Source organism: Streptomyces colonosanans, from assembly GCF_001866645.1.
Taxonomy (GTDB): Bacteria; Actinomycetota; Actinomycetes; order Streptomycetales; family Streptomycetaceae; genus Streptomyces; species Streptomyces colonosanans.
In genome coordinates, this window is sequence record NZ_MLYP01000054.1 from 1 (window position 1) to 25115 (window position 25115).

The 25115-nt window shown below is 69.1% G+C and carries 20 protein-coding genes and 3 pseudogenes; 12 read left to right on the plus strand and 11 right to left on the minus strand.

What is annotated here, in order from left to right:
* Positions 1-12 precede the first annotated feature (12 nt).
* Both BIV24_RS21010 and BIV24_RS21015 read left to right on the plus strand, forming a co-directional pair.
* Positions 13-879, plus strand: coding sequence for an ABC transporter permease (locus BIV24_RS21010; RefSeq protein WP_071367951.1), 867 nt, complete (start codon positions 13-15; stop codon positions 877-879).
* Positions 880-885: 6 nt separating this feature from the next.
* Entirely contained in the window at positions 886-1638 is a 753-nt protein-coding gene (locus BIV24_RS21015; protein WP_071367933.1) for a sirohydrochlorin chelatase, read from the plus strand.
* A 99-nt stretch (positions 1639-1737) separates the two neighbouring features.
* On the opposite strand, the gene BIV24_RS21020 is transcribed toward BIV24_RS21015, so the two are convergent.
* Both BIV24_RS21020 and BIV24_RS21025 read right to left on the minus strand, forming a co-directional pair.
* Positions 1738-2337 carry a TIGR03086 family metal-binding protein gene (locus BIV24_RS21020; RefSeq protein WP_071367934.1) on the minus strand — a complete coding sequence of 200 codons (600 nt, stop codon included), beginning with the start codon at positions 2335-2337 and terminating at the stop codon, positions 1738-1740.
* A 9-nt stretch (positions 2338-2346) separates the two neighbouring features.
* Positions 2347-3402 (minus strand): ketopantoate reductase family protein, encoded by a 1056-nt coding sequence (locus BIV24_RS21025; RefSeq protein ID WP_071367935.1) that lies wholly within the window; start codon positions 3400-3402, stop codon positions 2347-2349.
* 225 nt (positions 3403-3627) lie between these two features.
* Between BIV24_RS21025 and BIV24_RS21030 the strand changes: the two genes are divergently transcribed.
* Positions 3628-4149: a hypothetical protein gene (locus BIV24_RS21030; protein WP_245766878.1), complete on the plus strand. Its 522-nt coding sequence runs from the start codon at positions 3628-3630 to the stop codon at positions 4147-4149.
* A gap of 138 nt (positions 4150-4287) precedes the next feature.
* On the opposite strand, the gene BIV24_RS21035 is transcribed toward BIV24_RS21030, so the two are convergent.
* Both BIV24_RS21035 and BIV24_RS21040 read right to left on the minus strand, forming a co-directional pair.
* Positions 4288-4524, minus strand: coding sequence for a helix-turn-helix domain-containing protein (locus tag BIV24_RS21035; RefSeq protein WP_071367937.1), 237 nt, complete (start codon positions 4522-4524; stop codon positions 4288-4290).
* Entirely contained in the window at positions 4524-5144 is a 621-nt protein-coding gene (locus tag BIV24_RS21040) for a DUF2975 domain-containing protein (RefSeq protein WP_071367938.1), read from the minus strand. The genes BIV24_RS21035 and BIV24_RS21040 overlap by 1 nt, the downstream gene beginning before the upstream one ends.
* A gap of 651 nt (positions 5145-5795) precedes the next feature.
* Here BIV24_RS21040 and BIV24_RS21045 point away from each other — a divergent pair.
* Both BIV24_RS21045 and BIV24_RS21050 read left to right on the plus strand, forming a co-directional pair.
* Positions 5796-6212, plus strand: coding sequence for a hypothetical protein (locus tag BIV24_RS21045; protein ID WP_071367939.1), 417 nt, complete (start codon positions 5796-5798; stop codon positions 6210-6212).
* Between the two features lie 209 nt (positions 6213-6421).
* Positions 6422-6931, plus strand: a complete 510-nt coding sequence (locus BIV24_RS21050; RefSeq protein ID WP_143064637.1) for a hypothetical protein — start codon at positions 6422-6424, stop codon at positions 6929-6931.
* Positions 6932-7129: 198 nt separating this feature from the next.
* Here the strand turns inward: BIV24_RS21050 and BIV24_RS21055 are convergent, their stop codons facing one another.
* A complete protein-coding gene (locus BIV24_RS21055) occupies positions 7130-7678 on the minus strand; it encodes a DUF1697 domain-containing protein (RefSeq protein WP_071367940.1) in 549 nt (182 codons plus the stop codon).
* A 544-nt stretch (positions 7679-8222) separates the two neighbouring features.
* On the opposite strand from BIV24_RS21055, the gene BIV24_RS21060 reads away from it, so the two are divergent.
* Complete coding sequence (locus BIV24_RS21060; protein WP_071367941.1) at positions 8223-10490, plus strand: MMPL family transporter; 2268 nt, start codon at positions 8223-8225, stop codon at positions 10488-10490.
* A 138-nt stretch (positions 10491-10628) separates the two neighbouring features.
* On the opposite strand, the pseudogene mgt reads toward BIV24_RS21060, so the two are convergent.
* A pseudogene (gene mgt, locus BIV24_RS21065) lies at positions 10629-11877 on the minus strand (macrolide-inactivating glycosyltransferase).
* 117 nt (positions 11878-11994) lie between these two features.
* Between mgt and BIV24_RS21070 the strand changes: the two are divergent.
* On the plus strand, positions 11995-12858 hold the full coding sequence (locus BIV24_RS21070) for a phosphotransferase enzyme family protein (RefSeq protein ID WP_071367943.1): 864 nt from the start codon (positions 11995-11997) through the stop codon (positions 12856-12858).
* Between the two features lie 13 nt (positions 12859-12871).
* Here BIV24_RS21070 and BIV24_RS35550 read toward each other — a convergent pair.
* Positions 12872-13093, minus strand: a pseudogene (locus tag BIV24_RS35550) (3'-5' exonuclease); the annotation flags it as partial.
* Positions 13094-13230: 137 nt separating this feature from the next.
* On the opposite strand from BIV24_RS35550, the gene BIV24_RS21075 reads away from it, so the two are divergent.
* The 3 genes from BIV24_RS21075 (at position 13231) to BIV24_RS21085 (ending at position 16858) form a co-directional block, all read left to right on the plus strand.
* Positions 13231-14814, plus strand: coding sequence for a hypothetical protein (locus BIV24_RS21075; protein ID WP_071367944.1), 1584 nt, complete (start codon positions 13231-13233; stop codon positions 14812-14814).
* Positions 14801-15208 (plus strand): hypothetical protein, encoded by a 408-nt coding sequence (locus BIV24_RS21080; protein ID WP_071367945.1) that lies wholly within the window; start codon positions 14801-14803, stop codon positions 15206-15208. The genes BIV24_RS21075 and BIV24_RS21080 overlap by 14 nt, the downstream gene beginning before the upstream one ends.
* Positions 15209-15358: 150 nt before the next feature.
* Entirely contained in the window at positions 15359-16858 is a 1500-nt protein-coding gene (locus BIV24_RS21085) for a S1 RNA-binding domain-containing protein (protein WP_071367946.1), read from the plus strand.
* Between the two features lie 11 nt (positions 16859-16869).
* Here BIV24_RS21085 and BIV24_RS21090 read toward each other — a convergent pair whose 3' ends face one another.
* The 3 genes and pseudogenes from BIV24_RS21090 to BIV24_RS21100 all read right to left on the minus strand — a co-directional run bounded on the left by BIV24_RS21090 (position 16870) and on the right by BIV24_RS21100 (position 19313).
* The gene (locus tag BIV24_RS21090) at positions 16870-17583 is read right to left on the minus strand and encodes an exonuclease domain-containing protein (protein WP_071367947.1); all 714 of its coding nucleotides are present in this window, start codon (positions 17581-17583) and stop codon (positions 16870-16872) included.
* 86 nt (positions 17584-17669) lie between these two features.
* A pseudogene (locus BIV24_RS21095) lies at positions 17670-17975 on the minus strand (exonuclease domain-containing protein); the annotation flags it as partial.
* 99 nt (positions 17976-18074) lie between these two features.
* On the minus strand, positions 18075-19313 hold the full coding sequence (locus BIV24_RS21100; protein WP_071367948.1) for an SAV2148 family HEPN domain-containing protein: 1239 nt from the start codon (positions 19311-19313) through the stop codon (positions 18075-18077).
* 366 nt (positions 19314-19679) lie between these two features.
* On the opposite strand from BIV24_RS21100, the gene glgX reads away from it, so the two are divergent.
* Complete coding sequence (glgX, locus tag BIV24_RS21105; protein ID WP_071367953.1) at positions 19680-21788, plus strand: glycogen debranching protein GlgX; 2109 nt, start codon at positions 19680-19682, stop codon at positions 21786-21788.
* 91 nt (positions 21789-21879) lie between these two features.
* A complete protein-coding gene (gene treY / locus BIV24_RS21110; protein ID WP_071367949.1) occupies positions 21880-24231 on the plus strand; it encodes a malto-oligosyltrehalose synthase in 2352 nt (783 codons plus the stop codon).
* Positions 24232-24366: 135 nt separating this feature from the next.
* Here the strand turns inward: treY and BIV24_RS21115 are convergent, their stop codons facing one another.
* Positions 24367-24918 (minus strand): FHA domain-containing protein, encoded by a 552-nt coding sequence (locus BIV24_RS21115; protein WP_071367950.1) that lies wholly within the window; start codon positions 24916-24918, stop codon positions 24367-24369.
* Positions 24919-25115 lie beyond the last annotated feature (197 nt).

Below are 25115 nucleotides of genomic sequence, written 5' to 3' on the forward strand. Positions count from 1 at the left end.
CCTGAGACGGGCCTGGACGCCGCCCAACCGCGCAGTCCTGAGACGGGCCTGGACGCCCTGGAGGTCTCGGCCGCGGGGCGCCCGCCGCTGCGGCAGACCTTCGCCCGCAAGATCCTGCCGCCGGTGATCGCGATCGCACTGATCCTGGTGGTCTGGCAGGCCCTGATATCACTGAGGATCGTCGAAGATCCGACGAAGCTGCCCTCACCCGCCGACGTGGGGAACGAGTTCAAGGACGCCTGGCTGCAGGGCAGGCTCCTCGGCTACATCTGGACCAGCATCGCGCGCGGCCTGCTCGGCTTTCTGCTCGCGCTCGCCATCGGCACCCCCCTGGGCCTGTTGGTGGCCCGCGTGACGTTCGTGCGCGCGGCCGTCAAGCCACTCCTGACGGGTCTTCAGTCGCTGCCGTCGGTCGCGTGGGTGCCGCCGGCCGTGATCTGGCTGGGGCTGAACAACTCGATGATGTACGCGGTGATCCTGCTCGGCGCGGTCCCCTCGATCGCGGGTGGCCTGGTCTCCGGCATCGACCAGGTGCCTCCGCTGTTCCTGCGGGCGGGCCGCACGATGGGCGCGACGGGGCTGCGGGGCGCCTGGCACATCGTCCTGCCGGCCGCGCTGCCGGGCTATCTGGCAGGTCTGAAGCAGGGCTGGGCGTTCTCCTGGCGCTCGCTGATGGCGGCGGAGATCATCGCCTCCTCGCCGGATCTCGGCATCGGACTCGGCGCGCTGCTGGAGAACGGACGCAACGCCGGCTCGATGCCCATGGTCTTCGAGGCCATTCTTCTCATCCTGTTCGTCGGAGTCGCCGTCGACCTACTGATCTTCAGCCCGCTGGAGCGGCGCGTGCTGCGCAGCCGCGGCCTGCTGGTGAAGAGCTGAAGTCCCGTGTACAACAATCCGGTTCTCCTCACCATCGCCCACGGCAGCCGTGACCCGCGACATGCGGCGACCATCCACGCACTGGTGCGGCGGGTACGGTCACAGCGGCCGGGGCTGCGCGTGGAGACCGCCTTCCTCGACTTCAACGTCCCGTCCGTGCACGGGGTGTTGCTGTCTCTGGCGGCGGAGGGTGTGCGGGACTTCGTAGCCCTGCCCCTGCTGCTGACCCGTGCGTTCCACGCCAAGGCGGACATCCCGGCCCTCCTGCGGGACGCCCCGCCGCCGCTGCGCATCCGGCAGGCCGATGTGCTCGGCCCCTCGCCGCTGCTGCTCCGGGCGCTGGAACGGCGTTTGTACGAGGTGGGGTTGACGCCCGCGGACAAGTCCTCGACCGGGGTCGTCCTGGCCTCGGCGGGATCCACCGACCCGGAGGCGATCGCAGTGATCGCTGATATCGCGCGGGAGTGGCGGCACACCGGTTGGTGCGCCGTGCGGCCTGCGTTCGCCTCCGCCACATCTCCCGCGGGGTTTCCGCGCACCGAGGACGCGGTGCGCGAACTGCGGGCGCTCGGCTGCGAGCGGGTCGCCGTCGCCCCGTATGTTCTCGCGCCGGGCCGGCTGCCGGACCGTATCGCCCAGGGGGCCACATCGGCGGACGTGCTGGCCAAAACACTGGGACCGGCACCGGAGGTGGCACGACTAGTGCTGGAGCGGTACGACGCCGCGCGGGCGCCGATGCCGGCCCCTGTGGGCGTCTGAGTGCGTGAGCGCACCCGACTGCCCTGTGCCCGCACGCCCGCCCGGCCTGTCGACCACCTGCCGGTTGCCGTGGCCCACTGCGCCCGGCACGTCACCGGTTCACTGTGCGACCCTGCCCTGCCGCGGGTTCCGGCCGCTCAAGGCCAGCGCGCGCTCGAAGACCGGCGCGTCGTCGGGGACGGCGACCGGGGCGGCGAACCCGTCGTACTGGCGGTAGATTTCGCCGTGGGTCTCCACGACCTCCAGGACCAGCCGGGCGGCTCCCTCCGAGACGCGGTACTCCTGACCGGTGGCCACGGCCACGTCCCACCCGTGCACCGCCATCTCCTTGACGAGCATCGTCGCCAGCTCGGCCGCAGGCATCTTCGCCATGCCCAGGTCGACCTCGCCCTCCCAAGCGGCGGGGTCGTCCCAGGCGGCGACGGCGCGGTCCAGCTGGTCGGCGTACGCCTGCGTCCAGTCCGGGTCCGCGGTGAAGTCGCGTGCCGTCAACTCCTCGGAGAGCGTCTTGCGTCGGGCACGGTGCTCCATACCGTGCGAGGTGTAGAGGACCCAGTGGTTCACCAGCGTGCGGAGGTCCCAGTCGGGGCAGTGGGTGGGCTCGGACAGGTGCTCCGCCGTGACGCCACGGGCCACGCGGGCCGCCTCCGCGGCGCATTCGGCCATGTACGGGTGCACGTTCTTGTACGCATCACTCATGCCCCCACCCTAGGGACGGACGGCCAAGTCCTCTTGAACAAACGCGACAGCCCCCGCTGCGGCCGCCACCGCCTCGTCCGCCAACCGCACGAGCTCCGCCACCGGCAGCGAGCCGGCCGCCCGCCGCTCCCGCGCGAACGCGGTGGCGAGTTGCTGCAGCAGCTCGTTCAGCGGGGTCGGTACGCCGTGCAGCCGCCCCAGCAGAACGATCTCGCCGTTGAGGTAGTCGGCCTCGATGGTGCCGGTGCCCCGAGTGAGAGACTGCCAGGAGGAACCGCCACCCCGCTCGACCCCGCCCAGCGGTACCAGCCGCGTCTCGCCGCGCGCCTCCCGCTGCTCCTCCTCGCTCGCGTACGGAATCCCGGCGGCCCGCAGCACCGTCTCCCCCTCGGCCCGTACGCGTGCGTACAGCCGCCGCTGCTCCTCGTCGGCGATCGGCCCGGTCACCGCCTCGATGGCGTTTGCGAGGTTGCCCAGCAACTTGGCGTACTGCCAGCGCGCCACATCCGGCACGACCGGCGCCTCGAACCGCGCCTCCTCCAGGTCGGCGGCGATCCCGCACACGGTCTCGTCGGTTCCGTACGGATGGCGGCCGAGGTGCAGGATTCCGGTGAGCGGCGCACCGGCCGCGGAGACGACACCCGGTTCGACGAACGTGGCCGGCAGCCAGACGCAGACGCCGTACACGCGGCGGAAGCGGCGCAGGGCGAGCCGCTGGCTCTCGACGCCGTTCTGTGCACAGAGCAACGGCAACCGTTCAGCGGCCGTACCACCACCCGCCACGGGCGCAGCACCCCACGTGTCCAGCGCGACCTCGCTGTCCTGCGTCTTGACGGCCAGCACGAGCACGTCGTCCGACCTCAACTCGCCCAGCGAGCAGGGCCCGTCGACGACCGGCAACCGGTGGATGTGCTCGCCGTCCGGGGCATGGAAGCGCAGTCCACCCTCGCGCAACGCCGTGTACTGCGCACCCCGCGCGACCAGGACCACCTCGCGCCCTGCCCCGGCGAGTCTCGCACCCATCGCTCCGCCGACCGCCCCTGCTCCGATGATGATGTAGCGCATACGGCGAGCCTCGCACAGATGACAGGGGGGTGTTCTCGACGGCCGCCACGTGGCCGGGATCCGTGTCTTCCGTGGCGAAAAGGTCGGCGACGGTGAGTGGCCCGCGATCATTGACCGCGGCATGTGGCTGGAAGTCCGGGAGCGCCGAGGTGTGCTGTCTCGGGAGATCGGCTACGGGTCAGCCCACCTGGTGCCGACGTCACGCGATGGCCCAAGCTGGCCCGCATGGATTGGTTGCCACTGCTCTCCACCCTGGCCGGGGCCGCAATCGGCATCGTCGCTACTCTCATCGCCGATCGGAATCGGTGGAAGCACGAGGATGTCAAAGAAGCCCGTCGGCTACGGCTCGACATCTATACGCAGTACACCACCACCGTGAAGGTCCTCGGTGAGACCCTGCGGGCCCTGGCCGAGCGAGAGCACCCTTCCGACGACGAGCGGGCGCTCGCGCTGCGCGAAGCCTTTCGGGATTCAGGCATAAGTACCGCGTCAGAACGGATGTGGCTCATCGCGCCCCAACCCGTCGTCAAGGCCTCCGACAGCGTGTTCCACTGCCTGCGACGCATCTGCGACGGCTACATCGACGGCACTGCTGTCAGCAGTCCAGAGGATCGCGCCCGCTGGGAGGCACGCGGCAAAGCAGCCGCCAAGATGCGCAAGCTCATGCGTGAAGATCTCGGCGTTGGCCCACTCACCGAACGCCACAGCCCCCTTCTCAACGACTACGACAACCCCGCCACGCAGTAATCGTGACCGTGACACCAACGTCATGAGATGGCGCATCTCGAGCCACCAGCGTGCCAGCGTCGTCGACCAGGGCGACGTCATGGGTACGTTCCGCCCAGTCGCCATTACCGGCGACAAGCCGCGTCCCAGACGTGAAGATCACTGGCCAGAAGGGCGATGACTGAGCAGATCTCCGGGTTGACAGTCCAGCACTTCGCAGAGCCGGGTGAGTGTGGTGAAGCGGATGGCCTTGGCTCGCCCGTTCTTGAGGATGGACAGATTGACGTTCGTGACGCCGACTCGGGCCGCGAGTTCGGCGAGGGTCATGCCGCGCTCTTCCAGGAGCCGATCGAGGTGGACCTGGATGGCATGGCCTTCATGCCCTTCGGTGGACATCAGACGGTCCCGGCGAGGTCTTCACGCATGGTGACGCCGACACGCATGATCCGGGCGAACGTGATCAGCCCCAGTGCGGTGAGGACCGCCAGGTACGGCGTCGCCCACATGCCCAGCCAGCCTCCGGCGGAGAACTCCGTGGTGAGGGTGGCGAGCAGCGCGGTCTTCGCAGTGGCTTCGATGAGTTCGGCGGCCAGGCTGCCCAGCAGGAGCCACCATCCCAAAAGCCTCAGTCTCGACGAGGTCTGCGGGGTGTAGACACCATCTCGGGCAGCTGCCCGCAGCAGGCTGTTGAGTACGAACAGCCCACCGATCAGCAGAATGAAGGACGGCAGCTCGCCCAGCGTTGCGAGGACGTTCTGGTAAGTGCTGGGGTGGGAGGCGCAGTACTGGGGGATCGCACTGACGTGTGCGCCAGACTTCGCGTTGAACGCCGCATCGGTGTCGGTGGCGCTTCCCGAGATCCAGTCGGCGTTGACGCAGGGGTTGCCATAGCCGACGTGCATGTTGCTGTCGAACAGGCTCAGGACGAAACCGAATACGAGGATCCCGATCAGTAGCCGCAGCACAAATGACACCACGGTGGACAGCGGTTCGAGCAGCTTGGAGTCCTCGGCCACAGCATCCCCTTGTTATCGTTTATCGATGTTATCGAAAGACGATACGCGATGGCTGTGGCGAGGTAAACCCCCTGCGACGCAGGAGCATCAACCACACATTTCGGTGTCCGCTCCCACGGCCACCCAGCCGGCGACCGCCACCCCATCGCGCTCGACCGACCGGCACTTGCCTCGCTGTATGCAATCGGGAGGGACGCGCCCCAGGTCGAGGCCAACCGAGTTCGGCCGGACGCCGGCGTGGCCACCCACAAGGGTTCGATCGTGGATGCCGTCGGCCTCGACCACCGCCACCGCACCTACCAGGATGAATGCCGCCCCCTGTGGCACCTTTACTCGTCGAGCACGGCCATTTCGACATCCCCCTTCACGACCCGGCCCACCGGCTCCGCTGGTCCGACTGGCAACGCCGCCACCAGGCGCGATCACTCACCAGTCATCAACGACCACAAGCCGCATCTCGGACATGAAGATCACGATCTACAGCTGGAGTACCGTGCTGGGGAAGGTTTGCCGGGCTGCGGTTGTCTCGCGGGGCGAACCAGCTGGATACCCGCTGATCATTTCCTGCTCCTCCGAGCCCGTTGAGCAGCATGGCATTGCAGCTGGTGAAGTTGCGAGGCCATCTGGGACCGCGCCGAATACCATGGCCTTGTGCATCAGGATGTGAGCTTCCCGCCCCGCCCGCTCCGGGGTGTCCGCGCCGTGTACGCACGCCAGGCCAGCTGTCCATCGGACTTCGCGGACATCACCGTGGACTTCGAACCCTGGGAAGAGGGCATCACGTTCGAAGTGCACGCCGATCTTCACACCCGCGGCTCCATCACCCCGGATGAGTTGACCGAGTATCAGAACGCCGTTGCCACCGGCATCAAGGAGGAACTGACCGCGCTGGAGGCCAAGACCACGGTGGCGGTGGCCGCCGTACTGCGCGCGGTCGGCATCCACGAAATGGACTCCCATGCGGGGGCGTTTCGACACGCCGGGCGACTGGCCGTCCGCCGTGCTCTCATCCTCGCCTACGGCTCTCCGCCCAGCCCCAAACGGCTCCCATCGCGACCACAGCGGTGAACAGCGGGACGTCTACCGCCCGCACGCCCAGCCCTTCCCGGGGAACCGAGGGTGGCCACCAGCCGACTGCCTGAGCAGCACGGGGACTCCAGCAAGGTGGCAGTGCGCCGACATCACGGGTTGCCGCGCCGCGGACACGAGAACCGCACGCGTCGAGACTGGCCAAAAGAAGTTACGTGAGCCGGTCGTCGTCCCTCAAGATGACGGCCATGCAGCGAATCGAGATCCTGAACTACCCCATCGGCGAGCAACTATGGGACCTCCAATGGGGCTTCCGTATCGACGGCACGGATCTGCGTGTCCACGCCGCCGAAGCCACCCGCGATCTCTGGCGTCAGGAACTCGAGGATGAAGAACCGGCCGAGGAGGAACACTTCCTGCTGACCCAGCACGATGGCCTCGCCCTCTCTGAGGTCGGCGATTCCGTGCGCCATTTCCTCGGCGATCCGGCCCCTGAGTTCGTAGATCCCTCCAGTTGCGCGACTCCGGTGCTGGGCTGCTCCTGCGGTCTCTGGGGCTGCTGGCCTCTGCTGACGGTCATCGCCACTACTTCCGAAACCGTTACCTGGTCCTCCTTCCGGCAGCCTTTCCGGAGGGAGTGGGGAGAACTGGCCATGGGCCCGTACGTCTTTGCTCGCTCTGCCTATGAGGACGCGCTCACAGAGCCGACCCGCCTCGCTGCCGATCCGCTGCGAACGCCTGGAAAGGTGACGCTGTGACCTGCGCTCGATCAAGCGTGCGGGGCACATATCCCTGCGTTCCGCGGCTGACACCGGGAGCTCGGGCCGAGACCGTCTCGAACACCGGTCACGGACCGCAGATCGACGCCGCCCTCGCAACGGCCTGTGTATCGAGGGATGAGCCTGTGCGCGGTGCCTGGTTCACCCTCGATGGCGGCCTGGGCGGCGGGGTTCTGCTCAGGCGGCGGTCAACTGCTCCAGTTTGACGACCGTGTTCCAATTGCGTGTGGTGGCGATCACGTCCTTGATCAGCCGGCGCTTCGCCAGTTGCTCGGCCAGCTTGGACCGGCCGAGTCCGTCGGGGGCGTAGAGGTAGAGCGCACGGTCGCCGAGCCGGAAATCCTCCGGCAGGTATCCGGCCGGCTCGATCTCCGCGAACCGCCCAGCGTCCACCGGTACCGAGAAGTACGTGACATGCAGCTGCTTGCCCTCCAGTTCTTCGGCCGGGAACGGACAAGCCTCCCGTACCGCCTTCAGATACGCGTGGTCGCGTACGAGCACGTCGACGGCGAAGCCGAAGTGCTCCTCGATCGCCCGGCTCATCTCCGCCGCCAGGGTCTCCTCGTCGCCGTGGTCGGCGGTGAAGACCGCGTTGCCGCTCTGCAGATACGTGGTCACGCCGGTGTGCCCGAGTCCGGTCAGCAGGGTGCGCAGTTGCGCCATGGGCACCTTCCGGTTCCCGCCCACATTGATCCCGCGCAGCAGCGCCGCGTACGTCGTCGTCATCCGCTCACCCTAGTGCTGGGGCCGGAGAGGTTTGCCGGAAAGCTCGCGGCGTCCGGTGCTGGGGGCACCTCCCACGCCCTTCAGGCAGTGGGGGAAAACCGCAAGGCGGAGCATGACCCGCGTACTGGATGTACTCGGGTGATGCGACCACGCGGCGGTGGGGGCCCCTCCCGCGCTGGGGGTCCCCCGCTCGAGCGGAGCCGAGAGTGGGGGAGAAGCCGAGCGTGGGGGAGCCGCGCCGGGCGTCGCGAGCCGGTGAACCCTTCCCGTCACAGCACTGGAGCGGCCGTCGTGCTTGTGGGGGTGGGTATGAAGGCCTCGGCTCGGGGAACGCCGCCGGACCCTGACGCCGGCCCCCGAGAACCCCGAGTAGTTGTAAGGGGCTTGTCCTCCCAGATGGGTAGGCGGCAAGGTCCACAGGGATGAGCCGGGGCGCTCGCAATTCACCGATGAGCACGACGAGTCGTTCTTATACCGCCCCTACCTTCGATACGAGCGGTGGCGGCAGGGGGTCGTCACCCGCATACGAGGGGGCAAGCCCGTCATGGGGAGTGGAGACAAGCAGGTGCGGGGCATCGCCGCGCGGGCCGGCGGCTGGAGTGCCCGGCATCGATGGGCTGCCGTCGGCATCTGGGTTCTGTTCGTCGTTCTGGCGATGACCGTCGGCTCGGCGGCCGGCCGGGTCGACGTCAAGAACAGCGACCAGCTCAAGGGCGAGACACACACCGCCGCCAAGATCATCGAGGACGCCGGGATCAAGGAACCGGCGAGCGAGACCGTGCTGATCCAGGCCAAGGACGGCCGGACCACGGTCACGGACCCCGAGTTCCGAGCCGCCGTCACCACCGTGGTGCGGGCGGTCGAGGACACCGGCCGCGTGACGAACGTGACCTCGCCCTACGACACCAAGACCATCTCGAAGGACGGCCGCAGCGCCCTCGTGCAGTTCGAGATGCGCGGCGACGCGGACACCGCGGGCGACCGGGTCGAGCCGGTGCTGAAGGCCGTCACCCAGGCCCAGAAGGAGCACGAAGGGCTGCGGATCGAGGAGATCGGCGGCGCCAGCATGCAGAAGACGTTCTCCGACGCGTTCGGTGACGACTTCAAGCAGGCCGAGTACTCCGCAGTGCCGGTGGCCCTCGGCATCCTGCTGATCGCGTTCGGGGCGCTGGTCGCGGCGCTGCTGCCGGTCGCGCTCGCCATCACCGCGATCATGGCGACGATGGGTCTGATGGGCATCGTCAGCCACCTGCAGGCGATGGACGACACCGCCAACTCCGTGATGCTCCTGGTGGGCCTCGCCGTCGGCGTCGACTACTGCCTCTTCTACCTGCGCCGCGAGCGCGAGGAACGGGCGGCCGGACGCGACCCGGGCACCGCCCTGCGCATCGCGGCCGCGACCAGCGGACGCGCCGTCATCGTCTCCGGCATCACCGTGTGCGTCGCCATGGCGGGCATGCTGTTCACCGGGCTCGCCACCTTCGAGGCGATGGGCCTGGCCTCGCTGATGGTCGTGGCGGTCGCCATGGTCGGTTCGGTGACCGTGCTGCCCGCGCTGCTGTCGCTGCTGGGCGAGCGGGTCGAGAAGGGGCGCATCCCGTTCCTGCACCCGGACAAGCGTCGGGCGCGCAACGCCCGGCGGGGCCGCACGGCCGAGGAAGGCAGCCGTACATGGAGTGCCGTCCTCAGGGTCGTCCTCGCCAAGCCGGCCGTCTCCCTGGTGGTCGCGGCCGGTGCCCTGCTGGCGATCGCGGCGCCCGCGCTCGGCATGAAGACCCAGAACCTCACCCTGGACCAGGAGTTCGGCGACAAGCTGCCGATCGTGGCCACCTACAACCGCATCAACGACGCCTTCCCCGGCGGCTCCTCGCCGGCCCAGGTCATCGTCAAGGCGAAGGACATCAACGCCCCCGGCGTGAAGGACGCACTCGCCGCGTTCCGTACCCAGGCGGTCGGTTCGGGGGCCTCGCGCGGCCCGGTCACCGTCAAGCTGCACGACGCGCAGAACGTCGCCCTGGTGTCCGTACCCCTCGTCGGCGGCTCCGACCAGGACAAGGCGGGCAAGAGCCTCGAGCTGCTGCGCGACAAGGTGCGGCCAGACACCCTCGGCAAGGTGGAGGGCGTCCAGGCGCCGATCACCGGGGAGGTCGCGGGCTCGCACGACTTCAACGACCAGCTCGTCGGATCGGTGGTCCCGGTCTTCGCGTTCGTCATCGTCTTCGCCTTCCTGCTGATGCTCCTGTCGTTCCGCTCGCTGACGGTCGCGATCACCTCGATCGTGCTGAACCTGCTGTCGGTCGGTGCCGCGTACGGCATCCTGGTCGCTGTCTTCCAGCACGGCTGGGGCGCGTCGCTGGTGGGCGCCCAGGGCGTGGGCGCGATCGTCACCTGGCTGCCGCTGTTCCTCTTCGTCATCCTGTTCGGGCTCTCGATGGACTACCACGTGTTCGTGGTCTCCCGGATCCGTGAGGCGCGCCTGCGGGGCCGTACGACGAAGGACGCGATCACGCACGGCGTGGTGACCACCGCGGGTGTCGTCACCAGCGCCGCGGTCATCATGGTCGCCGTCTTCGCGATCTTCGGCACGCTGTCCATGCAGACCATGAAGCAGATGGGCGTGGGCCTTGCCGCCGCGGTCCTCATCGACGCGACGATCATCCGGGGCGTCCTGCTCCCGGCGGTGATGGCGCTGCTCGGCGAGCGGAACTGGTATCTGCCGAAGTGGCTGCGCTGGCTGCCCGACCTCACCCACGACGAGTCCGTCGAGGTGGCACCGCCGCACGTGCCGGAAGGCGAGAAGGTCGGGGTCTGACCTTCCGCGGGTACAGGCATCGTGGCCGGGGGCGAACGCCCCCGGCCACGATGCCGTGTCGGGACATGAAGGGCCGGTCGGCATGCCGTGCACGGGCCGGTGCCCTGGTGCCCCTCCCGGCCGCGCCGCGCCGCCGGCCTACGCGGGCAGTTCCGCTTCGATCAGGTCCGCGGCCCTACGGGTGCCGCCCTCCTGCTCCATCTGCGCCTGGATCTCCTTCAACCGGCGCGCCACCTCGGGGTCGTCGACGAGTGCGAGCACCGCCTCCCGCAACGTGCCGGCCGTCGCCTCCTCGCTCCGGACGTGGCGGGCGACGCCCAGCGACTGGAGCACATCGGCGTTACCGAACTGGTCCGCGGCCTGCGGCACCGCGACCATCGGCGTGGCGGTCGCGAGACCTTCCTGGCTGCCGCCGGCTCCGGCGTGCGTGATGAACGCGTCGGCCTGCTTCAGGACGGCGAGTTGCGGCACCCAGTCCCGTACCTCGACGTTGTCCGGCACGGGCCCCAACTCCGCCGGATCGACGTGCCGGCCGATCTGCAGCACCATGTGCCAGCCCGGCAGCCCGCCGAACGCCTCGATGCACGCGCGGTAGAAGGCGGGCTGCTTGGTGAAGCTGGAGCCGAGCGAGACGAGCAGCACCTTGTCGGCGCCGGCCGGTCGCTGCCAGTCGCCCTGCGCCGCACGGTCGCCCTGGCAGGCGCCGACGAAGGTGTAGACCTTGTCGTCGACCCGGTCCGCGTTCGGCTGGAGTGCCCTCGGGATCAGCACGAGCGAGCGGGCGGGGTAGCCGGCGAACCGGTCGGGGTGCTCGGTTATTCCGTTCTCCGCGAGCCATGCCGCGAAGCGCGCGTAGTACGCCTGTCCGCGCGCGGTCTTCCTGGGCTCGGCCCACAGGGGTTCGGCGACCTCCTCCTCGTACCCCTTCCAGGCGACGAGGTGGGGAGCGAGGGAGATCGCCGGGACGCCCCAGCGGTGGGCGAGGACCCGGGCCGGGTAGGAGGCGGTGTCATGCAGCACGAGATCCGGCTCGTCGCCCTGGTAGGCCTCGATGAGCTGCGGAAGCGCCTGGATCGCGTCGTTCAGGAAGGGTTCCACGTTGTCGAGGAGCGTGGTGCCCCAGGCGGTGGGGTCGTCGTCGGGGGAAGGCAGCGTCGAGGTGTAGCGGACGGGCTCGGCTCCTGTCTCGGCGACCTTCTCCGCGAACACCGGCGGGATGGCGTAGGTGACACGGTGTCCGCGCGTGACGAGTTCACGGATCACCTCCAGGTTCGGGTTCACATGGCCGTGCGCGGCGATGGAGAACATGGCGATATGGGCGGGGGTGGAGGTCATGCCTGAGACCGTAGGCAAGACGATACGTCTCGTGCAATTCAATTACGGCCAGCCGGGTGGCCGGAACGGCCCTGCGCACTGTCACGACACCGCCCACACGGCCCCACCTGTGCGAATGCGACACTGGCCGACGAACGGCAGGAACGCATCAAGGCCCCGGAGGCGGACGATGGACGAGGCAACGGCACGCGACGTACTGGCCGCGGCGGGCGTACTGCCCGGCCCGGCGAGAGACGCGCGGCTCCTCGCCCTGGGTGAGAACGCGGTGTTCGCCGCCGGTGACCTGGTGGTCAAGGTGGGCCGCGACGCCGAACTCCTCGACCGCGCACGGCGAGAGCTGGACATCGCCGCCTGGCTCGCCGAGGCGGGCGTCCCCGCGGTGCGCGCCGCCGACCCCAAGGCGCTGCTGGTGGACGGCCACCCGGTGACGGTGTGGCACCGGCTGCCCGATCCCGTACGCCCCGCCGAGCCGCGGGATCTGGCCGAGCTGCTGAGGATCGTGCACGCTCTCCGCTCCCCCTCCTTCGAGCTGCCGCCCCGTGATCTGCTGAGCGGTGTGGAGCGCTGGCTGCGGCTCGCGGGCGATGCCATCGGCCCGGCAGACGCGGCATATCTGCGGGAGCGCCGCGACGGGTTCGCCGCCGCGGCCGCCGCGCTGACGCCGCATCTGCCGCCGGGCCCGATCCACGGCGACGCACTGCCCCGCAATGTGCACATCGGCCCGGACGGCCCGGTCCTGGTCGACCTGGAGACCTTCTCCGCCGACCTGCGCGAGCACGACCTGGTGGTGATGGCCCTCTCCCACGACCGCTACGGGCTTGCGACCAAGGCGTACGACGCCTTCACCCGGACCTACGGCTGGGACGTGCGCGAGTGGGAAGGCTGTTCCGTGCTCCGCGGGGCGCGCGAGACCGCCAGCTGTGCCTGGGTCGCCCAGCACGCACCGAGCAACCCCAAGGCGCTGGCCGAGTTCGAACGCCGGGTGGCGTCCCTGCGGGAGGGGGACGAGACCGTCCGCTGGTACGCCTTCTGAGCCCCGGGCCCCGTCAGACCGTCTGGTCCGCCGCCTGCCTCAGCGGCCACGTCCCGTCCACCACGGCCCCCTCGTTGCCCTTGCGGCGCAGGAAGCTCTGGAAGTCCGCCGCCCAGGCCGCGTACCACTCGATCTGACGGCGGTGCAGCTCCGCCGGGCCGAGGGCCGCGACCTTCGGGTGGCGGCGCGCTATCGCACCGGCAAGCCGGGCCGCGGCCAGGGCGTCCGCCCCGGCGGTGCTTCTTCCGGTTCCTCGACACCGAGCACGAAGGCCTACGCCTGGACGCGGTCACGCAACCGGTTCTCGACGCCTACCTCGCTCACTGCCGGGGCGAAGGGCTGCTCGCGAGCAGCGTTCGCCATCGGCTCCAGGTGATCTCACGCCTGCACCTCGCAGCACAGGCCGTCGTCACCGACGCATTGGTCATCAACCCGTGGAACGGCCGTCCCCTCACCCGGGTCATCGGCGTCGAACCGACGCGCAAGCATGAAAACGAGACCCCCCGCATCCCACCGAACGTGATCGGCCCATTGGTACAAGCAGCGCTGTTCTATGTCCGCACCGCGGCAAAGGACATCATCAACGCACGTACCGAGCTCACGGAACTGGAAGCCTCCGCCGAAGACATCCACGGATTGTCCCTCAATCGCCTTGAGCACTATCTCCAGGGCCTTGCCGACGAAGGACGAGGAGTCCCCGTAGTGGACGGGGTCGGACGACAAGTACACCTGGCCGGTGCGCCGGCCTACACCTACGTCATGCGGAAGTCCGGAGCCGGCCGGGGAGTCGCCGGAGGCGTCTACGACGAGCGTATCGACCGAGCACTGGAACTCCTGGGCCCTGAGTCCGGCGGTATGGACACACCCATCGCTCCGCACCCCCAGACCGGTCTCCCCTGGCGGGACAGATTCAGCCCCGCCGCCGTGGCTCACGAGGAACGACTTCTGCGAACCGCCTGTTACATCCTCATCGCCTATCTGTCCGGTATGCGCGACTCCGAGGTCAAGGAACTGCGGGACGGCTGTCACTTCACCGAGCGGAGTGCGGATGGTGTCGTCGTTCGCCACAAGGTGCGCTCGCAACTCGTCAAGGGTGGGCGTGGCACAGTGGAAAGCTGGGTGGTCATCGGGCCCGTCGCCGAAGCCGTCAATGTCCTTCAGCAACTACCCCATCGTGAGGCGCTGTTCTGCCGACCAGTCACTCGTGATCGGTATTCAACGGTCTCGGCCAACCGAATGAATGAGAACCTCAACAAGTTCCGAGCACACTGCACGCACATCGGGTTCCCCGTGCCCGACGTGGACGGGGAACCCTGGAACCTCACCACCCGCCAGTTCCGCAGAACCGTGGCTTGGCACATCGCCCACCGCCCCTACGGCACGGTCGCGGGAATGATCCAGTACAAACACCTCTCCGTGGCCATGTTCGAGGGATACGCCGGGACCTCGGCCTCGGGCTTCCGCGCGGAGGTCGCCGCCGAAGAAGCCATGGCGCGCTTGGCGGACGTCGTGGAGCGCTACGAGGACTTCAAAGCGGGTATCCGCTCCTCCGCACCGGGTGGGACACGGACTGACAACGAGTTCGCGCGCGTGCAGGAGGAACTGCATGACTTCCCGGGACGGGTCGTCGATGAGCGTCGCCTTCACTCCATGCTGAAGACCTCCGCTCACACCCTGCACGTCGGGACTCTGAACGACTGCTACTACCAGCCCGAGACCGCGTTGTGCCGAACCGCCGGCGGCTCGGACCAGCCCATGCTCAACAACTGCCGCCCGGATCGCTGCGGGAACTCGACCATCACGACCCGGCATCGCAACGGGTGGGAAGCAGCACGCGGAGACACCGAGCGCGCACTGGCCTTCGTGGGACTCTCCGATCTCCAGCGAACAGCTCTGCGAGAGCATCTCAACGAGGTCAGCAAAGTGATCGAGGGGATCGACCGTGTCAACGACTGACGCAACCGAAACAGCCCTCCGAGCGGCCTCCGAGCGCCTGCTCCGAGGAGAGTCCACGCGTAGCGACGGCTCCTTGACCGTCGCCTCCCTCGCAGTCGAGGCCGGGGTCAGCAGAGCGAGCGCCTACCGCCACCCTCATGTCCTGACGGAGTTCCGGACTCTCGTAGCCGATCGAGAAGAAGCAGCCACGCCCTCGGCCTCGCTCCGGCAGGAGGTCCAGACCCTGAAGTCAGCCGAACGTCGGCTCCGCCAAGAGCACGCGCGCGAGGTGCGGGAGCTACGCTCCTCGATCAACGTCCTCGCACAGCAGGTTCAGCTCCTCACACTGGAGAACGAGCTTCTTTCCAAGGCAGCCGAACGAAGCGATCGCGTTACTCGCATTGATCGCCGCTGATCGATTCGGCCTGATGCGGCACGGTATCCCGCTTGCAGCAGGTGATCTCGATGGCCATCCTCGAAGGCGGCGATGCGCCGGCCCCGCCCTACGCTCCCGATCACGAGATCGGCCGCTGAGCGAGCATCGTCAACAACCACGGGGAGCAACGTGCCGCCTTTCGTCTACCGGATCACCAAGTACGACCCTGCCGACCGCGACGAGCACGGCAGCTACATCGGCGCTGCGGACTCGACCAGCGACCACGGACCGGTCGAGGCTGCATATCTGCAAGCAATTGCCGCCTTCGCCGAGGACACCGGCATCGACCATCTGGCCATTCGTGAGCCGGGGATCTCCGGCCTTGCCCACTTCGGCTTGGAGCCGGCGATCGACGGCCACGGTCTTGCCGGGCTCTTCCCACCCGATCTCAGCGGGTTCCACGACGGTGCCGAGGTGTCCCTCTCCCATGGTCTGGAGTTGGTCAGGGTCATGCTCCGCGACAACGGTGCCTGGTGTCGTCTGGAGGTGGAGGACAGGTTCGTCGTGCAGGTCGGTTGGGACCAGTACGTCTACGTCAGCAGCGACAAGTCCTGCGAGCGCGCTATTGCCCACACCCGGGCTCTTGGTCTCTTCCCCGAGCAGTTGGACGCCTCGCCCTACGACGCGGACTTCGACGAACCCGGCGTACAGCGACCTGCCGATGAGGACTTCTGGGCCCGTTTGCGCTGGTCCATCGCAAGTCGACAGGCAGCAATACTCGAGGAGGGGTACGTCGGCAACGCCTCCCGCTGGCACCGTCTCACGGAGAACACCCTCGACGCAGTACGCACGAGGCTCACCCCGCGCGCCAAGCTGACCGTCTGGCCGGACCTGTGCGCCGACGTCGATGCAGTTCTCGCCACGCTCCCCGCCGAAGGCCCGGTGGAACTTGTCTGGGAAGACGGGAGCGGGGCGATCACCAGCACAATCGTCGACGAAACTGAGTACCGGGCACTGGCCGCCCGCATGACAGGTGCTCGGGCAGCTGCCGCGCTGGCCCTGGACGTCGGCTCGCGCCAGCCGCTGTTCACCGCCGTGCTGCCCGACAGTGACGGCGTCCTGCGGGCTCGGTGGAGGACTGACCAAACCCCCAGCGACCGCGACTGGGCTTTCCTCAAAACTCTCCACCGTGGGCAGATCGTCACCGGCGTGGTCACAGTGATCGCCGACTTTGGCGTCACCTTCGTCGACATCGGCGGCTTCACCGCGATGATCAACATTCCGGAGCTGTCCTGGAGGCGCATCAATCACCCATCCGACGTCGTCACCGTCGGGCAGGAGATCTCAGCCGAAGTACTCGACGTCGACATGGCGAGAGAGCGCGTGCCGCTGTCCTTGAAGGCATTGCAGGCAGACCCGATGCCGCAGTTCATACAGCAGGTTGGCCAGGTAGTGACCGGTGTCGTGACCAACCTTGTGCCGTTCGGCGCCTTCGTCCGCATCGAAGACCGGGATGACGGCCTCGAAGGACTCGTGCACAACACCGAGCTGTCCGAGGAACCCGTCACCGGCCCCGAGGATGTGATCCAGGTCGGCGATCCTCTCATCGTGAAGATCCTCGACGTCGACCCCACCCGACGGCGAATCACCCTCTCCCACCTGCAGGCTCTCGCGCACGGAGGGTCTTGACCCAGCCCCGTCTATCGGCTGCGCGGGATGACTGGCCAAGCCGCCTCGACGACCGCCGTCGGATTCGAAGTCCGCCGCAGGTATGCCTGCAGAGAGGCTGACTGCGCGGCCGCCGCACGGATCTGGAGGTCATGCAGGTCCGTCAAGGACATCGCCCCGACGGGCTGGTGCTTCTCGGCCATGCGGCGCACCACACGGGCGGCAGCCACCGCGTCCGCCCTCGCATCGTGCGCGTCCTCGAGCGACACACCGTAGTGCGCGCACAGCGCGTGCAAGGCACGTGTGCCCTTTCGATACTTGTCGACGTGCTTGTCGATCACCAACGGATCGATGACTGGTGAGGGCACGACGCCCAGTCGCTCACTGATCGACTCCAGCCCGTACCGCCGACACTCACGGTCCAGCAGTGACAGGTCATAGCGCGCGTTCATCACGACCAGAGGGGTCCCTGAGCGCAGGACCTCGGCGACAGCCTCGGCGATTTCCTCGATTGCGGACGAAGCCGGGGTTCCGTGCGCGCGGGCGTGGTCCGTCGAGATGCCATGGATCGCCGAAGCCTGTCCAGGTATCGCAACCCCGGGATTGAGCAGCCAGGTCCGCTCCGCGGAGATGGCCCCGTCCGGCTCCAGCCGTACGACCGCCGCGGTGACGATGCGGTCGGTCTCGACGTCCGTACCCGTGGTCTCCAGGTCGAAGGCCACCAAGGGTCCCGTGATCCAGCTCATCGCTCGGCCCCCGCTCCGGCGTGAGCCGGAACGCGGCACTCTGCTACCGGATGAGACGCCTGAGACGCCGCTGAAGTGAGTGGATAAAAGGCCGCGTTGTAGGCGACGACCGGCACGCCCGTCTTCCAGTACGCCACCAGGACCTCCGCGATGGCGTCAGCGACCTGGTCGGCGGGCCTTCCCTCGGCGGCCGCGCGTTCATTGCTGATCCCGTGCACCGCCACTGCGTCGGCCGGGATCTCCACGCCCGGGTCCGCCAGCCACTCCCGGTGTCCCCGTGGCCGCCCGTCCTCGACCTCGACCACCGCCCCCGTGACGATGCGCGCCTCGCATGGATCCGTCCCGGTCGTCTCCAGGTCGAAACCGATCAGCAGTTCTTGATGCCAGGCCATGACAGCCCCCTTCTTGGTGGTGCTCTCCCCCAGTGGTCTCCACCTTCCCATGCACCACTGACAATCCGAGGTCGCGCTCCACCGAGCCCAGAGGACAGCTCAGGACACAGGGCGCGAGTCCGCCCACATCATCTCGAACTCCTCGCGGTAAGTCGGGAAGAGTCCGCCCTCGTCGGCGTCCCCCGACTTGACCACCCTGCTGCCGCCGCGCAGCACCAGCACCGGCGCCTCCATGCCTCGGGTGCGCCGCAGATAGGACTGCACGACCGCTATGCCGTCGGAGCCGTCCCCGTCGACCAGGTACGCGGTGAAGCGGGGCGTCTCGTCGAAGACCTGGATCTCGAAGGCGCCCGGGTCGTGCAGCTTCGAGCGCACCCGGCGCATGTGCAGGATGTTCGTCTCGACAGCGCGGCTCAGCTCACCCTTCTTGATGCCCAGCTCCCGCTCGCGCCGCTTGACAGCGCTGGAGGCGGGGTTGAGGAACAGCAGCCGCACCCGGCAGCCCGACTCGGCCAGGCGCACCAGCCGGCGACCGGAGAAGTTCTGCGTGAGCAGGTTGAGGCCTATGCCGGCGGCATCCAGACGCCGGGCGCCGCCGAAGATGTCCTCGGCGGGGAACTGGCGCAGCAGCCGTACGCGGTCCGGATGGACGGCGACCACGTCCGCGTACCGGTCGCCCACCAGGTCCTCCACGGCGTCGACGGGCAGCCGGCGCGCGGAGGGCACGTCACCGCCCGCGCCGAGGACCTCCAGGAGTCTGGCCGAGGCGCGCTCGGCCTGGGCGAGGACGGTCCCGGACAGGGCTCGGTTGCGTGAGACCACGTTCCGGGTCACTTCCAGCTCGTCCAGGGCGAGTTCGACGTCGCGGCGCTCGTCGACGTACGGCTCGAAGCACGGCCAGTGCTGCACCATCAGCTCGCGCAGCTGCGGCAGCGTCAGGAAGCTGAGGACGTTGTCGTCAGCGGGGTCGAGAAGGTACCCCTTGCGCCGGCTGACCTCGCGTACCGCGACCGCGCGATGCACCCACTCCTGGCCGGCCGGGCCGGCGGCGGCGATCACCCAGTCGTCGCCGTGGACGGGTTCGTAGACGGGACGGAGAACCGCGGCCACGACCGCGCGCAGGCGCTGTTCGACCAGGTTCAGCCAGATGTAGGCCCGCCCCGCCCGCTGGGCGCGGGTACGCACCTCGCGCCAGGCGTCGGCGTTCCAGTCCAGTTCCGGTCCGATGGATCCCATGTCCATCGGCCGTGTCAGTGACACCGCCCCGGGCGGGACGTCCGTGGAGTTCCCCTCATGGCCCTCATCACCAGGGGGCAGCTCCAGCCCTCCCGAGCCCACCGTCGCACCGCCTTCCGCTCCCCCGAGCCTCCCCAGGGGCCAGGCCCCAGCCAACGATCAAGGAAGGGTACTCCGGGAGCGCCGCGCGGTGCAGCCGGATGGACAGGGTCGTTTCTCAACTACCGCCTTCCACGGGCCCGTTCCCAGCGCGAAGGGCGGGTGGAGTGAGCGGATTCATAGCCGTGACGTCGCGCGGAGCCAGGAAGAGGACTGGTCATCGGACCGGCAGGGGACCGGCGGTCCTCGTCGCGCGCGATGCCGTGGCAGGTGATGTTCACCCACCCCACCGGGTGAGTGAGGTCAATTTCAGGGCGACTCGGCTCCAGGACGTCCCCAGGGGCCGGCAGAACTGGGAAGGTCGTGTCCATGCAGGTCTGGCCTGGAGAGGCGTATCCGCTCGGTGCCACCTACGACGGCGCCGGGACCAACTTCGCGGTCTTCTCGGAGGCCGCCGACCGGATCGAGTTGTGTCTGCTGCACGACGACGGCTCGGAGACGACGGTGGAGTTGCGGGAGACCGATGCGTGCGTACGGCACGCGTATCTGCCGGGGGTGATGCCGGGGCAGCGGTACGGCTTCCGGGTGCACGGCCCGTACGCCCCCGAGCGCGGGCTGCGCTGCAACTCGGCGAAGCTGCTGCTCGATCCCTACGCGCGCGCTGTCAGCGGCGCCGTGAAGTGGGGCGAGGAGGTCTACGGCTATCCCTTCGGGACGCCCGACAAGCGCAATGACCTCGACTCGGCGCCGCACACCATGGCGTCCGTGGTGACCAACCCGTACTTCGACTGGGGGGACGACCGGCGGCCGCGGACCGAGTATCACCGGACGGTGATCTACGAGGCCCATGTGAAGGGCCTGACGATGCGCCACCCGGCGCTGCCGGAAGAGCTGCGCGGCACCTATGCGGCCCTCGCACATCCGGCGATCATCGAACACCTGACGGAACTCGGCATCACCGCGCTGGAACTGATGCCCGTACACCAGTTCGTTCACGATCACCGCCTGGTGAACATGGGTCTGGGCAACTACTGGGGCTACAACACGATCGGCTTCTTCGCACCGCACAACGCGTACGCCTCCTGGGGGGAGCGCGGCCAGCAGGTCCTGGAGTTCAAGTCGGCCGTGCGCGCGCTGCACGAGGCCGGTATCGAGGTCATCCTGGACGTCGTCTACAACCACACCGCCGAGGGCAACCACCTGGGCCCCACGCTCTCCTTCAGGGGCCTGGACAATCCCTCGTACTACCGGCTGGCGGACGATCCGCGGTACTACACGGACACCACGGGCACCGGCAACTCCCTGCTGATGCGCTCCCCCCAGGTACTGCAGCTGATCATGGACTCGCTGCGCTACTGGGTCTCCGAGATGCACGTGGACGGTTTCCGCTTCGACCTGGCCGCGACACTGGCGCGGCAGTTCCACGAGGTGGACCGGCTCTCGTCGTTCTTCGACCTGGTCCAGCAGGACCCGGTGGTCTCCCAGGTGAAACTGATCGCCGAGCCGTGGGACGTGGGCGAGGGCGGCTACCAGGTGGGCAACTTCCCGCCGCTGTGGACCGAATGGAACGGCAAATACCGCGACACCGTACGGGACCTGTGGCGCGGCGAGCCGCGCACGCTCGCGGAGTTCGCGTCCCGGCTGACGGGCTCCTCGGACCTCTACCAGGACGACGGGCGCCGCCCCCTGGCCTCCATCAACTTCGTGACCTGCCACGACGGTTTCACGCTGCACGACCTCGTCTCGTACAACACCAAGCACAACCAGGCCAACGGCGAGGACAACCGCGACGGGGAAAGCTACAACCGGTCCTGGAACTGCGGGGTCGAGGGCGAGAGCGACGACCCGGCGGTGCTGGAGCTGCGGGCGCGCCAGATGCGGAACTTCATCGCCACGCTGATGCTCTCCCAGGGTGTTCCGATGCTCAGCCACGGAGACGAGTTCGCTCGCACGCAGCACGGCAACAACAACGCGTACTGCCAGGACGGCGAACTGTCCTGGGTCGAGTGGCCACAGGGCGGCGGCGAGCTGCTGGAGTTCACGCGTGCGATGGTGTGGCTGCGCCGCGACCACCCGGTCTTCCGCCGGCGCCGCTTCTTCCACGGGCGCCTGGCGCAGGGCCCGCAGGACGAGCTGTCCGACATCACGTGGTTCACCCCGCAGGGCGTGGAGATGACCCAGCGGGACTGGACGTCGGCGCAGGCCGGTGCGCTGACTGTGTTCCTCAACGGCAACGCGATCTCCGAGCCGGGCCCGCACGGGGAGCGGATCACCGACGACTCGTTTCTGCTGCTGTTCAACGCCACGCCGAAGTCCCTGGAGTTCACGGTGCCGGTCGACCATGGGCGTCAGTGGCAGGTGGTCGCCGACACGGCCCTCCCCGAAGGGGTGACACCGGGAACCGGCGCGAAGGTCGCGGCCGGGGACCGGCTGACCCTGCTGGACCGGAGCCTGATGGTGCTGCAGCGGCCGGTGTAGGGCGCGGCGGGCGGCCGCACGAGCGACGCGAGGACAGCCGGAGCGGACGAAGCGTGGCAGGTTCCCGTGCCGAACGGGTACGTAGGACCCCATGACACCTGTGCCTCCCGCCCCGGCAGTACCCACGGCCACCTACCGGCTGCAGCTGCAGCCGCGGTTCCCGTTCGAAGCGGCGGAGGCGGCCGTGCCGTACCTGGCCGCGCTGGGTGTCTCGCACCTGCATCTGTCACCCGTGCTGGAGGCCGTCCCGGGCTCGACGCACGGCTACGACGTCGTCGACCCCGCGCGCGTGCGGGACGAACTGGGCGGCGAGGCGGGGCTGCGCTCCCTGGCGCGCACTGCGCGGGAACACGGGCTCGGCCTGGTCGTGGACTTCGTCCCGAACCACATGGCGCTGTCGCCGCGCCACAACCGCCCCCTGTGGGAGGTACTGCGCGAGGGCCCGGCGTCGCCGTACGCCCGCTGGTTCGATATCGACTGGGACGCGCAGGGCGGTCAGCTGCTGCTGCCGGTGCTGGGCCGGCGGCTCGGCCAGGACATCGGGAATCTGAAGGTCGACGGCGACGTGCTGCACTGTCACGACCAGGTGTTCCCGCTGCGCACGGGCACGGAGAGGCTGCCGCTGCCGGGGCTGCTCGACGCCCAGTGGTACCGCCCGGTGTGGTGGCGACTGGCCCGTACCGAACTGAACTACCGGCGGTTCTTCAGCATTTCCGAGCTCATCGGGGTACGCGTCGAGGACCCCGAGGTCTTCGCGGCGACACACGGTACGCTCCTGCGGCTGCTCGACGAGGGCGTGGTCGACGGTCTGCGTGTGGACCACCCGGACGGCCTGGCCGACCCGGACGCGTATCTGCGCCGCCTGCACGAGGCCACCGGGGGCCGCTGGACGGTCGTCGAGAAGATCCTCGCGGCCGACGAGCACCTGCCCCCGTCCTGGCCGGTCGCCGGCACCACCGGCTACGACGCGCTGCGGCGGGTGGACGGGCTCTTCACGGACCCGGCGGGCGCCCAAGAACTGCTCGGCCTCTACCGGCGGTTCGCGGCCCCTCCCGCCGACCGCGGCGGCGACTGGGCTCCGACGGTGCGCCGTGCCGCGTACCAGGTCGTCACGCACGAGCTGGCCACCGAGGTGGACCGGCTCACGCGCGTGGTGAGCCGTGTGTGCACCGCCTCTCCGGACCCCGCCCTGCGTGACCACGCCCCCTGGGCGCTGCGCACCGCGCTGCGGGAACTCCTCGTCCGTCTGGAGGTGTACCGCCCGTATGCCTCCACGGACGCCGCCGCGGTGGTCACCGAGAAGGCCGCCGCCGAGGCCCGTGCCGTCTTCACGGTGCCCGAGGAGGCGCACGCGGTGGACGTCGTGCGGGACCTGGTGCTCGGCCGGACCGGGGACGGACCCGGGCACGCGGAGTTCCGGGCCCGGTTCGCGCAGACGGCGTCGGCGCTGCGCGCCAAGTCCGTGGAGGACACGGCGTTCTACCGCTACGTGCCGCTGCTGTCGGCGAACGAGGTGGGCGGCGATCCCGGTGTCCCGGCCATGGCCGCCGAGGACTTCCACGCCTACTGCGCGCGCGTGCAGCGCGACTGGCCCGCCACCGGCACCGTGCTGTCGACACACGATACGAAGCGCAGCGCGGACGTGCGCGCGGCGATCTCGGTGCTCACGCAGGTCCCGCAACGCTGGGCCGGTGTGCTGTCCGAGGTGACCCCGGCGGGCCACGGAGCACCCGACCCGCACCTGGTGTGGTCGGCCTGGCAGACGTTCTTCGGGCTGGGACGGGCGGCCGGGGAGCGCCTCCAGAAGGCGCTGCTCAAACACGTCCGGGAGGCGGGACTGCACACCTCGTGGACCGAGCAGGACGCTGCCTACGAGGCGGCCGTGGCGGCGTTCGTCGCGGGCGGGCCGTGCGGGGCGCCGGGGCGGCTGGTGACGGGCTTCCGGGACGCCTTGGCGCCGCACATTCGGGCCAACGTCCTGGGGGCCGCGCTGGTCCATCTGACGATGCCGGGCGTGCCGGACGTCTACCAGGGCACGGAGGACGAGTACCGGGCGCTGGTCGACCCGGACAACCGGCGGCCGTTCACACCGCTGGAGGCGTCCTCGGACAAGGCGGACCTCACCACGGCCGCATTGCGGCTGCGCCGACGGCGCCCGGAGATCTTCGGCGTGTCGGCGACGTACACACCGCTGTCCGCCGAAGGGCCGGGCGCCGCGCACTGTGTGGCCTTCGTGCGCTCCGGGCAGGTGCTCACGGCGGTCACCCGGCTGTCGCTGGGACTGGCGGAGGCGGGTGGCTGGCGCGATACCTCCCTCACGCTGCCGCCGGGCCGCTGGGCCGATGCGCTCTCCCCCGAGCGGGAGTTCGAAGGCCGCACGCTCGTGGAGGACCTGTTCACCCGACTGCCGGTGGCGCTGCTGGAGCGGGCCGACGGGGACTGACGGGCATGGCCTCGTGGGCCCACGGCGGCCGTGGAACTGCGGCGCGGCCGTGTCAGTCGCGCTCCGCGCGGGCCGGTACCCGGCCGCTCACGGCGACGGGGCAGAAGCGGGACGCGGTCCCGACGGCGGCCCGGGCTACTGCGTCGCCAGCCGGAAGGTCATATCCCCGAAGCCCACCTGGTCCCCGTCACGGACGAACGCGGCGCCGATGACGCGGCGGCCGTTGACAGTCGTGCCGTTGGTCGAGCCGAGGTCGCGCAGCACCCACACCCCGCCCTGGTGGCACAGCTCGGCGTGCACACGGGAGACGGTCTCGTGACTGAGCCTGAGGCCGCTGGCGGGGTCGCGGCCGATCCGCAACGGGTGCTGACTGCCCGGGTTCGGCAGCAGCAGCTTGGGCAGCCGCTCGGCCCGCCAGGCCCTGCGCAGCCGCACGGTGAACCCGGAGACCGCCTCGACGGACCCGAAGACGACCCGGGACCACCGCTTCTCGGCGGGCAGGTCCGCGGTGAGCGCGGCAAGTTCGTGGGACTCGCGGGCGGCCAGCACCAGCTCCATGCGCCGCAGGAACGTGTCGTGCGACAGGCGCCCCAGGGCGACGCCGTCGCGGAGCACCTTCAGTGCCCTGTCGCGCTCGGCGTCCGACAGCCGCGCGGGGTACGTATGGAACTCGAAGGACGACGTCACGCACGTGATTGTCGGTCAGACCGACCGGGGTGTCCAGAAAACCGGAGGCCGCCCCTGCCGCCGTCAGGGTCGTTCGATGGGCCAAAAGGATCGATCCGAAAGCGAATTGATCTCTCTTGACGCAGGATGGACGAGCCAGTGCCGCGGCAGGCAACGTTTGCCCGTCAAGGAGCGGCGTCCGGTGCGTTCCCCCACGC